This is a genomic window from Deltaproteobacteria bacterium, assembly GCA_019308995.1.
GTDB lineage: Bacteria > Desulfobacterota > Desulfarculia > Adiutricales > JAFDHD01 > JAFDHD01.
The window spans coordinates 1-12711 of sequence record JAFDHD010000028.1 but is presented as its reverse complement, the minus strand read 5'-3'; the positions used below and the strand labels follow the sequence as shown (position 1 = coordinate 12711).

The following is a 12711-nucleotide window of genomic DNA, read 5'->3' as shown; positions in this document are numbered from 1 at the left end:
AACCCTGTCTGCGGGTAAAAGATATATGTGCATCCCATTGATTTGCACTTGACGCTCCCATATCTTTTTCCTATGCTCCTTCCATAATAAAATCCTTATTGCTTCAAATCCGGAAAGGAAGTTAAATGGCGGATATAATCAAGTTTGTGCATATCGGCCTTGGACCGATGGGAGCCAGGATTTGTAAACTTGCCTGTGAGAAGCAAGGCCTAAAGCTAGTCGGGGCCATTGAAAGAGTCAAACTCGGCCAGGATGCTGGCGATGTTATTGCCCTGGGTAAAAAGCTGAATGTTCCACTGACTGACGACCTGGGCGCGGCCCTGGCGCTGAAGCCGGATATCGCGGTACACTCGACGCTGTCGTCTCTTGAAAAAGTAAAAGATCAGCTGGCAGGTATTATCAGGGCTGGAGTAAATATCGTTTCAACCTGCGAGGAGCTGTCATATCCCTGGGACAAGCAGACCGCTCTCGCCAGGGAGCTTGATATTTTGGCTAAAGAAAACAACGTCACCGTCCTGGGAACCGGGGTGAATCCGGGTTTCTGTATGGATACTTTTCCCATTGTCATGACCGGGGTTTGTCAGAATGTGGAGCATATCAGGGTGGCTCGTATTCAGGATGCCAGGTCAAGACGGCTGCCTTTTCAGAAAAAAATCGGCGCTGGCTGTACGCCGGAGCAGTTCGATGAATTAAAGAACGCCGGTTCATTAAGGCATGTGGGGCTGGAAGAATCTGCGCATATGATTGCTGCGGCTCTGGGATGGAAGGTTGATGAGTACCAAGAGAGCATTGAACCGATTATGACTGAAACAGAGGTCTCCAGCGAGTACCTGACTGTCAAGCCAGGGCAGGCGGTTGGCGTGGAGCAGATCGCTGTCGGAAAGATGAACGGTCAGGAGGTTATCCGTATGGAGTTCAGGGCTTTTCTCGGTGCGCCCGAATCTTATGACGCCGTGTATATAACGGGCAGGCCGAACATGGAGGTCGTGGCTAAAGACGGAATTCAGGGTGATATTGCGACCGCTTCGATCACGGTCAATGCCATCCCGAGAGTTATCAACGCCCCGGCCGGATTGCTGACCATGAAAGACCTGCCGCCGGTGCATGCCTATGCAGGCAGCTGGGGCCGATTAATATCTAAATAGGAGTAAAGACTATGGCGGGCGATCGGTTAGTCGAAACATACAAAAAGAGTCATCCTGAATCTGGAAAGCTGCATGAGCGGGCCATGAACCTCTTCGCCGGAGACGGGGCCACATCTTTTGTTCGTATCCACAGACCTTACCGGCCTTATATCACCCACGCCAAGGGTTCTAAAAAATGGGACGCCGATGGTAACGAATACATAGACTATGTCATGGGTCATGGAGCTTTGCTCCTGGGGCACAGCCATCCGACACTGGTCAAAGCCGTGCAGGAACAGGTAGTCAAAGGCGTCCACTACGGCGACAACCATGAACTGGAAGTCGAGTGGGCTGAACAAATAAAAGGCATGATGCCTTCAGCAGAGAGGATTGAGTTTTTTTCGTGCGGACAAGAAAGCAATCTCATGGCCATCAGGCTCAGCCGTATCTTTACCGGACGAAAGAAAATCCTCAGGTTTATCGAGAATTTTCACGGGTGGGCCGATGAGGTCGCCCTGCCGCCGGACGCGCCGGGTATCGTCTCCAGGGAAGTAAAGACTATCCCTTATGACCTCGACCGAGTGGAGGAGGAACTCGCCACGGAAGCGTACGCCATCCTGATGACAGAAGGCGGCGGTGCTCACATGAGCGGTCAGGTCCCGGTTGATTTTAATTTTGTTCGTGAGTTACCTTCCCTGGCTCACAAATATGGCACCGTCTGGCATATGGACGAGGTTGTGACCGGCTTCCGGGATGCAGTCGGAGGCTTCCAGGCCCTGGTGGGCGTCAAGCCGGATTTAACCAGCCTGGGCAAGATTGTCGCCGGCGGTCTCGGCGCCGGCGCCCTGGTCGGTCGAGCCGATATCATGCAGGCCTTCAGCATCACCGCCCCCAGGGACAGGCAGGTTTTGCATTCTGGTACCTGGAATGGCAACCCGCTTGCCAGTGCCGCTGGCATCGCTACCCTTAAATACATCCAAAACGGGGAGCCGCAAAAAAAAGCCAACCGGCTTGCCGCCTCGCTCAGAGAAAAAGGAAACAAGATACTGAAAGAAAAGGCCATTGGCGCCCGGCTTTATGGCCGAAGCATCACTCACATCTACCTGGGACCCATTGAGTTTGAACCATCAGACGAGACAACGCCTCCCACCAAGGACATCAATCAGATTGTCGAGATAGGCCTCTCCAGGCTTCGATTGGATCAGCATCTTCTTCAGCGCGGTGTCTCCACCCTGCTGGCCAGATTGTTTGTCCTCTCCTCGGAACACACTGAAGAGGATGTTGACAGAACGGTCTCCGCCTTGATTGACTCCCTTAAAGCCATGATAGCCGAAGGCTCGTTAAAGCAAGAGGGCTGAAGGAAAATAAAGAGTTCAACCAGGAAAACAAATGGCATATTCCAATTAATATCTGTCCGACTGCACAAACAGTTATCAAGAGGCTGTTGTTTTAATACCAAGGTAAAAAATATGAGCTTTCAGCCCGAGCAAACTTACTTTCTGCCAGGCCAGATCACAAAAGCATGATCCACGTCACACCCGACATCTCCATTGATGAAAGCGAAATCAAGGAGGAATTTATCCGCGCCTCCGGACCGGGCGGGCAGAAGATCAACAAGGCAGCCACGGCCGTGCAGCTTCGCTTTGACGTAGGCAAATCCCCTTCCCTGCCTCATGACGTCCGCGTGCGTCTGATTCGTCTGGCTGGCAAGAGGATGACAGAAGGCGGCGTCATGGTTATCAATGCCCGGCGGTTTCGCACCCAGGAAAAAAACCGCCAGGACGCCAGGGAGCGACTGGTGGCCTTAATCCAGAAAGCGGCTGAAAAACCCAAACCCCGCCGCAAGACCAGGCTGTCATTGGCATCGAAGCAAAAGCGGCTGGAAGAAAAACACAGGCGCGGTGAAACGAAACGGTCGCGGCGACCTGTTTTGTCATCAGAAGATTAATCCGGTCAGATATTATCTTTGATTTGAGTAGCATTCCCAGATAGGGAGGAAATGATGTCCATACTGTTCGAACCAATAAAAATCGGCAATTTCGAGATAAAGAATCGTTTCGTCCGGTCAGCTACCTATTACGCCTTAGCCGATAAAGACGGATTTATTGGCAAAGACAGCGTTGAATTGATGAAGCAGCTGGCGAAAAATGAAGTCGGCCTGATTGTAACCGGATTCGCTTATGTCCTTAAAAACGGGCAGTCGGTTCCTGACATGAATGGCATCCAGGACGACGATCATATTCTCGGCTATCAAAAAATGACCAGGACGGTTCATGAACTGGAGGGTCGAATCGTCATGCAGATCGTGCATGGCGGAGCCAACGCCTACTCAGTGTCCATATGGGGCGGGGACTATATGGCTGTTTCCCTTACACAGGGGATGCCTCAATACGGTAAGAAGGCCAGAGAGATGACAGACGAGGATATAGAAAGTATCATTAAAGCCTTCGGCCAGGCGGCGCGCCGGGTTCAGGAGGCCGGGTTCGACGGGGTGCAGATACATGGGGCGCACGGCTATCTTATTTCACAGTTTTTATCTCCTCTCACCAACCGGCGGCAGGATCAATGGGGCGGCAGCCTGAAAAATAGAATGAGATTTGTGGTCGAAGTAACCCGGGCCATTAAGAACCAGGTGACCCCGGATTTCCCGGTTATGATCAAGCTGGGTTGCCGCGACTATCTGACAGATGACAGCGGGTTGACCATTCAGGAAGGGGCAGAGGTGGTCAGGGTCCTCGAGAAAGAGGGGGTCTGCTTTGTCGAGATTAGCAACGGGTTCCCATCGGACCAGACTATTCCCACCGGTATCAACTCACCCGAAAAAGAGGCTTTTTACCTTCCAGAGGCCCGCGTCATTCGAAAAGCGACCGCCGGGCCTCTCTGCCTGGTCGGAGGCATGAGAAGTCTGCCGGTCATGGAAGAAATCATCAAGTCCGGTGTGGTTGACTGTATATCCCTCTGCCGCCCTTTACTAAGGGAGCCAGACCTCATCAAGCGGTGGAAAGAAGGTGACGTCAGGCCGGCGGAATGCATCTCCTGCGGTGGATGCTTTAACCTTGCTGGCAAAGGCAGGCACAACATCTATTGTCGGCAGTTAAAAAAGAAAAAAAACAAATTAGACCTTGCAAGAAACTGATGTGTTTAAGATGCCTTGTTCTTCTTTTCATTTTTCGTCCTCCTTTCTCACGTTAGGTGATTTGCTAAATCACGTTTTGCCAGAAATTTGCCACCTTGCTATAGCAGGCCTTCAGCAAAAGCCCTCAACCTCGCATTCACTTGATGAAATCCCGGATCAAGGCGTTGATGCGTTCAGGCTGTTCGTTAATAACCCAGTGCGAACCGTCTGGAATCCTTTTTATCGTCAGGTCAGGGACGAATTCATCGAGACCGTCCAGGTTATGGACCGTCAGCGCCGTGTCCAGCTCACCCCAGATCACCAGGGTCGGCACCCTGACCATGAGGGCCTCGCGATTCATGGTGCTTACAAATTTATCAACCCGCTCTCCTGTCTCCTCGTCTGGAGCAGAAGGCTCGAAGGGAGAGGCCCGGTAATAGTTCAATCCTCCGGTCAAGGCTCCGGGCTGAGACCAGGCGTTGATGTACATCTGCTTGTCTGTCTCGGTGAAATTGGTCCTGTCTGTCTGAATTGTATCCAGCAGGGTGGCGTAATTGTTTTCCGAGAGAATCTTCTCCGCCTCTGATGTTCTGAACATGCGGATGTACTGGCTGGACGATTGCTGATCCTTGTTCTTAGCCAGCAAGCGCGCAAAGACGCCGGTATGGGGCGCATTGATGATGACGAGCTTCTCAAGCCAGTCCGGGTGCTGCATGGCAAACGGCCAGGCCACCACGCCGCCCCAATCATGAGCAACCAGGATAAACTTCCTGTGACCGAGGTATTCGGCCAGGGCCCTCAAGTCCTCTATCAGGATGTTGACACGGTACTGATCAACCTCTTGGGGCTTTGAAGATAAATTATACCCGCGCATATCCAGAGCCACGGCCTGATGATCCTGGCCGAACTCGACGAGCTGATCCTTCCAGAGGTACCAGAACTCTGGAAATCCATGGGCAAACATGATCAGTTTTCCCTCACCCATGGTCACATAATGCAGCTGCACGCCGTTTACTTCGGCGTACTCATGTTCAAGGCCTTTGTATTTTTCGTCCAATTTTACCTCTGTCATAGCGCCCTCCTTGCCTGTTATATGCCTTTCGTATTACGTTGGGACACGGGTTTTTCCATCCGCGTTTAGTAAAAATAAATTTAGTTTTTTATATACCACAAGATCCTGTCTTTAAGAATTAAATTTTATTTCCCAGGATTCGTCGAATTAAAATGCTTGTTAGAATACCGTGTCTTGGCCCTTGAAGGTTCAGAGGCGCAAGTCGAGAAGGGCTATTGTCAATTCATTGATAATAAAAATCGAAAAATAGATTGCCAAAGGCATTGGGTTTAATATAAAACCAAACGTCAGCGCCGAAGAGACCATATGAATTCAATACCTGCATGCGGAAAAAGGGAAGTTGATAAGTAACGATAGTAATGAGCGAATTCTTAATGTTCGCGAAAACACAACAGATGGAGGGATCGCACCATGAAGCAGATTACAAACAATATTTTTGTTGAAACAGGTTATCGGGGCTGCAACCCTGGATTTGTAGCGACATCAGACGGGGTGGTCATGATAGACACCCCGCAAAGGCCCACTGATGCCTTGGAATTTCGGAGTGAGATCGAAAAGCATGGCCCGGTTAGATACCTTATCAATACCGAATCCCATGGCGATCATTTTTCAGGTAATTTCTTTTTCGATGGCACCTGTGTGGCCCACCAGGACACCAGGGAAGCAATAGAGCAGGCATCCCTGGAAGGGTTAAAAGAACAGCTAAAATTGATTGATCCTGACTGCGCCTCAATTCTTAACTCTTACAGCATCCGTCTCCCCACAATCACCTTCACCGAATCAATGAAATTATACGTGGGGCATCATGAATTTAAATTAATTCACCTTCCCGGTCACACCTCCGGTCAGACAGCCGTGTTTGTCCCTCAGGAGCGTGTAGTTTTCACCGGGGACAACATATTTTATAAAGTCCAGGCCTTCCTGCACGAAGCGCTGCCTAACGAGTGGCTGAAGTCCCTGGAAGCCCTCAAGCAACTGGATGCTGATTTTTTTGTTCCCGGACATGGCGAAGTATGTACGGTCGAATATCTGGATGAACAAGCCGCCTTTATCCGGGAATGGATTGCAGCAGTTAAGGAGGCGGTAAAAAAGGGGTGGTCTCTGGAGGAGGCACAGGAACGGATATCTTTTCTCGATCGTTATCCAATGGATGTGAAAATAGCAGAGGAGTTTGGGCCTGAACTGCAGAAGATGAACGTGGCCCGTCTTTACTCCTTGGCTAAGGCTGATCAGCTTTAACGCATTTAACTCATCTGCCTTTCTTTAAACGTTGCGTGGGTACCATAATTTTTCCCATGATCTAACCATCTGCCAGTGTGCAGAATATCATCTGGCCTCAGCTTGAGTCAAATCCAGCTTTTTCAAGAAACCAAGCACCACCTGATTGAAGGCTTCAGTGTTGTCAATGTTAGCGGCGTGACCGGCGTCTGGGACAACCACGTATTCTGCCGCAGGAATAGTCCTGGCCATATAGCTTGCCGCCGCATGAAAGGGAGTATCATTCTCCCCCACCAGGACCAGGGTCGGGACCTTAATTTCACCCAGATTGTCCATGACCCAGGAATCATGCTGGGCGACTACCTTGCGAACCATGTGCGCCAGCCCCACCGGGTTCTGCTGGAGCATGATTTCTCTGCCAGTTTCCGTAGGCGCATCAGCAGCTAGGACCTCGATACCTTCAGCTTCCAGCCGGTGAGCCAGTTTTTCCCGACTGCGATTCCACTCCTCCCGATGAGCCGGGTTGCGGTAACCAGGACCGGTATCCATGAGGATGAGCGCTGTAACCATCTCAGGATGGGTCAGAAAAAACCGCAGTGACTGGTAGCCTCCCATGGAAAGACCGCCCAGAACCATATTTTGTATCCCCAGGGTTCCCAAAAGCTGATACAGGTCCTCCACGACAATGTCAGCAGAGTAATCTTCGACCGAGGGAGGACTTTCCGATTGGCCGTGACCCCGCGCGTCGTAGATTATGAACCGGTAGCCCCCGGAGAGTACCGGCATCTGAGGCTCCCACATCTGGTGTGTCGCTGAGAAGCCGTGAAGAAAAACCACTGGATAACCCTGACCATGAACCTCGTAGTAGATATCAATACCATTAACCTTGACCTTGGGCATACTGCTGTGCTCCTTTATGAACTATAATCCACGCCTCAGACAGCATCATTGGGCCGGCTGCTGCTGGATGCAGCTCGCCTCACCAACCACTATCTTGCTCTGATCCTGATTTTCCAGCCAGACATCAAGCTTAAGCCTGGTACCGGCTTCCTCGGGTTCTAGCGCGGTGATCAAACCGTGACTGGTGACCACATCACCATTTATCGCCCCGCCGCCGACAAAGGAAACATTGATCTTGCCGTAATACAGCCAGTTCTGGCCAAAATAATTATACAGCATCTCCAGCACATAACTCAGCAAGATGGCGCCTCCCACCAGGGCCCCTCGCATGCCATATTTCTTGGCGTAGTCGTCGGTATGGATGGGATTCCGTTCATCCGGGTCAATGGGCATGTAGGCCGTTTTGATCAGGCTGGGGATCTCCTGACCTGTCTTTATGGGCTGCGCAGCTTGTTCCATGATCTTCACCTCCTTACTCAATGTATGTACCTGTTTCGCGGCTCCTCAACAGCACCTCACCGGCTTCATCAATTGTTTCATACTCGCACACGACATACTTCCAGCCGCGCTTAACATACTTTTCCACAACCTTGCCGCGAATGAATATCTTACTGCCGATCTTCATGGGCTTGAGGAATTCATGTTCGCTTTTAGCCCAGATAGATGAACGCAAATCTGGCAGCGCCGCGAACTTCATGCGAGGATGCTCGACAATAGTCAAGCCCGGAGGGGCCAGACCGGTATCCATAAGCTCTTTGACCTCCCACTGGACAAGCCCGATCCTCTCCTTAACGGTCTGCACATCAAGGGTCAATTCCTTCGGCCCCACCTCCATACCAATTGGAATGGCTTCAAAACCTGATTTTTCACTCATGTTATGGGTCCCTCCCATAATACAGTCAAGGCAATCGTGTCATCAAACGTTTGATTATCCGGTCGGCAGAATCCAATAACTAACCAGGTCAGCGCAAAAAATAGCAGACTGATTAGACTTATTATCGCTCTGAAAAAATTAGCAGGCTTGCCAGGCAGAGTCAATAAACAAAAAGAAAATGGGGGTGCCTTATCAGAATAAACAACCCAAACGGGCCTTTGTTATGAACACTGGCAGTTCTTCCACTGTCCTTTAGAATACCTGTGTGTCTCCTCGGTCTCTCTGCCCAGGTATCACCTTTCAAATCCATGTGTTGCGGGCAGGTCTCTAATCCGATGATAATGGGTAATTAGATTCCTGGAAGAGTCCTCATAAAAGGGTCGAAAAATCTTTTAGCATCAGGTATAGTAGTAAAAATTTTTGGCCCGTATCAATCAACTATTTTAACAAAAGGAAGGAGTGTCATGCTGAAAACGAGATTAACAGAACTGTTGGGAATTGAGTATCCGATTCAGTGCGGGACCATGCAGGGGATAACCCGGGCTGAATTGGTGTCGGCCGTGGCAAATGCCGGGGGCTTTTCCTGTATCCCGGCGGCCACCTTTCCGGAAGAAGAGGAACTGCTGGACGAGATTAAAAAAACCAAAGACATGACGGATAAGCCGTTTGGGGTCAACGTCTCCCTGTTTCCGGCCCTGATGCCCAGGCCGGCTGAGGAGTTGATTGACACGGTTATTGAATCAGGAGTGAAAATAATCGAGACAGCCGGTCGGAACCCGCAGCCTTACCGGGAGCAGATCGCCGACGCCGGTCTGATTCACATCCATAAGTGCGCCCGTGTGCGGGACGCGGTCAAGGTGGATCGCTTGGGTGTGGATGCGGTATCCATCGTCGGTACGGAGTGCGGCGGCCATCCGAGTATGGAGGGCGTGACCTCTCTGGTCCTGATACCGCAGGCCGTGGATGGAACGGAGAAGCCCCTGATTGCCGGTGGGGGATTCAGCGACGGCCGCTCTCTGGTGGTGGCCCTGGCCCTCGGGGCGGAAGGCGTCAACATGGGGACCCGTTTCATGGGCACCAAGGAATGTACGGTGCCTGACGCGGTCAAGCAGAAAATGATCGAATCTCCTGAAACGAGCACTGTGATCGTCATGCAGTCTCTGGGAAATCCGAGCCGGGTTCTTCGAAACGCCTGGGCAGAAAAAATCCTCGAGATGGAAAACCGGGGCGCTTCCTTTGAAGAACTCGCGCCCCTGATCAGCGGGGAGGCCGGCCGCACGGGATGGCTGCAGGGAGACCTCGACAAGGGACTCTTTTCAGTCGGGCAGGTCGTGGGCCGTATCCATGACATCCCGAGCGTTGCCGAACTCATGCAGGCAATCGTGTCTGAAGCGATGGAGGTAAAAGAGAGGCTGATTCAGACTCTCTCGGCCGATTAGTATAGATCAGCGGATAATCAGGTATAACGCATTCGTAGGGACCGAAGGCCCGGTCGTTCGCTTATTATCAAGGCCTCTTAAGACCATCGCCATCCACTATATCTTTGATTTTTCTTACGCGCGGAACTCAAGGAATTCAAGTGATGACAGGGATGGGTCCTTGAGGGCAGTCTTTCATGCCTTGGCCCATATGATAAGGCCTAAATCCGATCAGCCTATCAGGACAACTCCTGAGAAAGAAACGATCTGGTTGCACCTGTTCCCACGTTAAAGCTGACTTTATGGAGTGAGGCAATTTATGATCTCCCCAGAAGCCGATTTAATACCATTTTTCAATCCAAGACATATTGCCATTGTCGGCGTTTCAAGAGGCAAGAATCGTTTTGGCGGCATGAGTTTCATGAGGAGACTTCAGGATTTTAATTTTTCAGGGAAGCTTTATCCCATCAACCCGCGGGCTGATGAGCTTCAAGGACTCAAGGCTTACCCTAACCTGTCATCTGTCCCTGAGGTGCCGGACCTGGCTATCGTCTGCGTAGCTGCACGGTATGTGCCCGCGATTCTTGAAGAATGCGGGCGCATTGGCCTGAGGCACATCCATATCTTCTCTGCCGGGTTCAAAGAAATAGGAACAAAAGAAGGAAAGGAGCTTGAAAGACAGGTTGTCTCCATTTCCAAGGAAAACGGACTCCTGGTCATCGGCCCAAATTGTATGGGACCTTACTGCCCTTCAGCAGGCCTGACGGCGTGGGGCGCTTTGCCTGGCATGAGTGGCCCGCTCGGCGTTATTTCTCAGAGTGGCGGGATCACCCAGCGCCTGACCGAATATGCATATTCGCTGGGGATTGGCGTGGAGAAAGCGGTTAGTTTCGGGAACGCCGCGGTCCTGGACAGCACGGATTACCTTAAGTTCATGGCTGAAGATGAAAAGATTCGGGTAATCGCCATGTATCTGGAGAGCGTTAAGGATGGCCAGGGCTTTCTGGAGCTTGCCAGGGAAGTAAGCCAAAAAAAACCTATTATTATCTGGAAGGGCGGAGAGACCGAGGCCGGGGCCAGGACAGTGGCCTCCCATACCGGCACCATGGCTGGCAAGCACAGGCTCTGGGAAGCCTTTTTTCGTCAGGCCGGAGCGATGCAGGTACACTCAATGAACGAGTGGGCGGACGCCGTCACCGCCTTCTGCCTTCTGCCAGCGCCAGAAGGAAAGAGTATCTTCCTTGTCGGGGGTGGAGGTGGTAATAGCGTATCTTACAGTGATATCTGCATTCGCGAGGGACTTGATGTTCCGCCCTTGTCTGAAACCACTATGGAAAGCCTGCGTCAGAGCGTGCCCGTGGCAGGCTCAATCGCTGGAAATCCGCTCGATATGTGGCGGACCTTTGAAGATCCGGAGTATCTGGCAGAGGTTTTGGCGCTGGGATACCGGGACCCTTATATTGATATGATCATTATTGACCGACTTATTCCCAGACTTGCCTTTCACATGGATCTAACATCAGACATGACGTTGAAAACGATTGAATTTATTAAAAAGAAAGGACATCAAAAGCCCACGGTCTTTACGGTGGATTCCGACGGCGGGGACCCTGATCTGGCCGTTAAGGGAACTGCTCAGAGGGCAGAGTTTTGCAAGGCCGGAATCCCGGCTTATCCATCGCTTAGCAGGGCGGCCAGAGCCCTGGCTCACCTTTGCCGTTATTATACCCGTGAGACCAATAAACTTGATTCATATAGCTCTTGAAGGGAATCTTTTCCAGGAAATTTCTTGAAAAACAAGACCGGGTTCGATTTGTCCAAAGCAACCAAGCACATCAAAAATCTTCATACGGAGGGTGAACTATGACGTTATTAAAGGTGAACAAGGTCAATCTGAACTATGAGCAAATAGGTGAAGGCGAGGCTGTCGTCTTCCTTCATGGTTATACCGGCAGTGTCGAGGACTGGCAGAATCAGATACCCGTTGTTTCTCAAAAGTACAAAGCCATCGCTGTGGATCACAGAGGCCACGGTAAATCAGAAGCATTGACATCGGAAGAAGATTACTCCGTCAAAATCTTCAGCGAGGATGTGAACGCTCTCTTAAACGCGCTCGGTATTGATCGCTGCTGCCTGGTCGGTCATTCCATGGGAGGATTTATGTCCCTCCAGTTTGTCCTTGATCACCCGGAGGCGGTCAAGGCCCTGGTGCTTGTGGACACTTCCAGCGGTAGCTGGGATTTGCCACCCGGGTATGCCAAGTTAAGGGCTAAGCTGGATGAGCTGGCTAGAAACGAGGGATTGGAGGCTGCTTTTGAATACGATGCAGCCAATAATCCGATGCGGATCGAAAGATTTCAAAAACATCCTGAATTACGTGAAATATCCCGGCAGAAAGTTTTGAATACTTCAGTAGATGGTTACATCTACGTGGCAAGGACCTTCAGGAAGTGGCCGCCGGTAACAGACAGACTGAATGAAATAAAGGCGCCAACGCTCGTCTTCTGGGGTGAGGAAGATACGGCTTTTACAGAAGCATCCCAGGTTCTGAAAGGAAACATCAGCCAGGCCGAGCTTGTCACTGTTCCCGGTGTGGGCCATTCGCCTCATGAGGAAGCCCCGGAAGTCTTTAATGAGGCCTTGATGAACTTCCTTTCTCATACATGGGTAAGGCGGCCATGTGCCGCACCAGGACGCATAAGTACGTGCGGCGGCTGTATGAAAAGGACGAATTGTACGACCTCGAAAGGGACCCGCAGGAACTTCACAATGTGATCGCCGACAAGGCTTACTCTCAGGACCTCTCACAGCTCAAAGAACGGATGCTCAGCTGGTACATGGAAACCTGCGACGTCGTGCCATACGATACGGACAGGCGGTTTTAAATCAAAATCGGAGTCCTTTAAATAGTTACCTATTATATTTTGAGCTAGGTCTTCTGCACGATGGCAATGGGGCGAGTAATTTCAGTCGCCTGTTCCAATGGTTGA

Annotated in this window: 12 protein-coding genes; 8 read left to right on the top strand and 4 right to left on the bottom strand. The window is 51.1% G+C overall.

The window, feature by feature from the left end; genetic code table 11:
• The first annotated feature begins 125 nt into the window (after positions 1-125).
• The 4 genes from JRI95_06885 to JRI95_06870 all read left to right on the top strand — a co-directional run bounded on the left by JRI95_06885 (position 126) and on the right by JRI95_06870 (position 4260).
• Positions 126-1145: a dihydrodipicolinate reductase gene (locus JRI95_06885; protein ID MBW2061276.1), complete on the top strand. Its 1020-nt coding sequence runs from the start codon at positions 126-128 to the stop codon at positions 1143-1145.
• 11 nt (positions 1146-1156) lie between these two features.
• Positions 1157-2482 carry an aminotransferase class III-fold pyridoxal phosphate-dependent enzyme gene (locus tag JRI95_06880; GenBank protein ID MBW2061275.1) on the top strand — a complete coding sequence of 442 codons (1326 nt, stop codon included), beginning with the start codon at positions 1157-1159 and terminating at the stop codon, positions 2480-2482.
• 164 nt (positions 2483-2646) lie between these two features.
• The gene (arfB, locus tag JRI95_06875) at positions 2647-3072 is read left to right on the top strand and encodes an aminoacyl-tRNA hydrolase (protein ID MBW2061274.1); all 426 of its coding nucleotides are present in this window, start codon (positions 2647-2649) and stop codon (positions 3070-3072) included.
• 51 nt (positions 3073-3123) lie between these two features.
• On the top strand, positions 3124-4260 hold the full coding sequence (locus tag JRI95_06870; protein ID MBW2061273.1) for an NADH:flavin oxidoreductase: 1137 nt from the start codon (positions 3124-3126) through the stop codon (positions 4258-4260).
• Between the two features lie 136 nt (positions 4261-4396).
• Here JRI95_06870 and JRI95_06865 read toward each other — a convergent pair whose 3' ends face one another.
• Positions 4397-5311: an alpha/beta hydrolase gene (locus JRI95_06865; GenBank protein MBW2061272.1), complete on the bottom strand. Its 915-nt coding sequence runs from the start codon at positions 5309-5311 to the stop codon at positions 4397-4399.
• Between the two features lie 411 nt (positions 5312-5722).
• Between JRI95_06865 and JRI95_06860 the strand changes: the two genes are divergently transcribed.
• Positions 5723-6550, top strand: coding sequence for an MBL fold metallo-hydrolase (locus tag JRI95_06860; protein ID MBW2061271.1), 828 nt, complete (start codon positions 5723-5725; stop codon positions 6548-6550).
• Between the two features lie 87 nt (positions 6551-6637).
• Here the strand turns inward: JRI95_06860 and JRI95_06855 are convergent, their stop codons facing one another.
• From JRI95_06855 to JRI95_06845, 3 genes are read right to left on the bottom strand one after another with little or no spacing between them, the layout of a single operon-like run.
• Positions 6638-7429, bottom strand: a complete 792-nt coding sequence (locus JRI95_06855; GenBank protein ID MBW2061270.1) for an alpha/beta fold hydrolase — start codon at positions 7427-7429, stop codon at positions 6638-6640.
• A 45-nt stretch (positions 7430-7474) separates the two neighbouring features.
• Complete coding sequence (locus JRI95_06850; GenBank protein MBW2061269.1) at positions 7475-7888, bottom strand: MaoC family dehydratase; 414 nt, start codon at positions 7886-7888, stop codon at positions 7475-7477.
• A 13-nt stretch (positions 7889-7901) separates the two neighbouring features.
• Positions 7902-8303, bottom strand: a complete 402-nt coding sequence (locus JRI95_06845) for a hypothetical protein (protein ID MBW2061268.1) — start codon at positions 8301-8303, stop codon at positions 7902-7904.
• A gap of 464 nt (positions 8304-8767) precedes the next feature.
• On the opposite strand from JRI95_06845, the gene JRI95_06840 reads away from it, so the two are divergent.
• The 3 genes from JRI95_06840 (at position 8768) to JRI95_06830 (ending at position 12606) form a co-directional block, all read left to right on the top strand.
• The gene (locus tag JRI95_06840) at positions 8768-9742 is read left to right on the top strand and encodes a nitronate monooxygenase (GenBank protein MBW2061267.1); all 975 of its coding nucleotides are present in this window, start codon (positions 8768-8770) and stop codon (positions 9740-9742) included.
• Between the two features lie 298 nt (positions 9743-10040).
• Positions 10041-11486, top strand: coding sequence for a CoA-binding protein (locus JRI95_06835; protein ID MBW2061266.1), 1446 nt, complete (start codon positions 10041-10043; stop codon positions 11484-11486).
• A gap of 898 nt (positions 11487-12384) precedes the next feature.
• Entirely contained in the window at positions 12385-12606 is a 222-nt protein-coding gene (locus tag JRI95_06830) for a DUF4976 domain-containing protein (GenBank protein ID MBW2061265.1), read from the top strand.
• Positions 12607-12711 lie beyond the last annotated feature (105 nt).

Excerpts from the sequence above, each read along its gene's own strand:
- JRI95_06885 (MBW2061276.1), top strand. The coding sequence starts at position 126 with ATGGCGGATATAATCAAGTTTGTGCATATCGGCCTTGGACCGATGGGA.
- JRI95_06880 (MBW2061275.1), top strand. The coding sequence starts at position 1,157 with ATGGCGGGCGATCGGTTAGTCGAAACATACAAAAAGAGTCATCCTGAA.
- arfB (MBW2061274.1), top strand. The coding sequence starts at position 2,647 with ATGATCCACGTCACACCCGACATCTCCATTGATGAAAGCGAAATCAAG.
- JRI95_06870 (MBW2061273.1), top strand. The coding sequence starts at position 3,124 with ATGATGTCCATACTGTTCGAACCAATAAAAATCGGCAATTTCGAGATA.
- JRI95_06865 (MBW2061272.1), bottom strand. The coding sequence starts at position 5,311 with ATGACAGAGGTAAAATTGGACGAAAAATACAAAGGCCTTGAACATGAG.
- JRI95_06860 (MBW2061271.1), top strand. The coding sequence starts at position 5,723 with ATGAAGCAGATTACAAACAATATTTTTGTTGAAACAGGTTATCGGGGC.
- JRI95_06855 (MBW2061270.1), bottom strand. The coding sequence starts at position 7,429 with ATGCCCAAGGTCAAGGTTAATGGTATTGATATCTACTACGAGGTTCAT.
- JRI95_06850 (MBW2061269.1), bottom strand. The coding sequence starts at position 7,888 with ATGGAACAAGCTGCGCAGCCCATAAAGACAGGTCAGGAGATCCCCAGC.
- JRI95_06845 (MBW2061268.1), bottom strand. The coding sequence starts at position 8,303 with ATGAGTGAAAAATCAGGTTTTGAAGCCATTCCAATTGGTATGGAGGTG.
- JRI95_06840 (MBW2061267.1), top strand. The coding sequence starts at position 8,768 with ATGCTGAAAACGAGATTAACAGAACTGTTGGGAATTGAGTATCCGATT.
- JRI95_06835 (MBW2061266.1), top strand. The coding sequence starts at position 10,041 with ATGATCTCCCCAGAAGCCGATTTAATACCATTTTTCAATCCAAGACAT.
- JRI95_06830 (MBW2061265.1), top strand. The coding sequence starts at position 12,385 with ATGGGTAAGGCGGCCATGTGCCGCACCAGGACGCATAAGTACGTGCGG.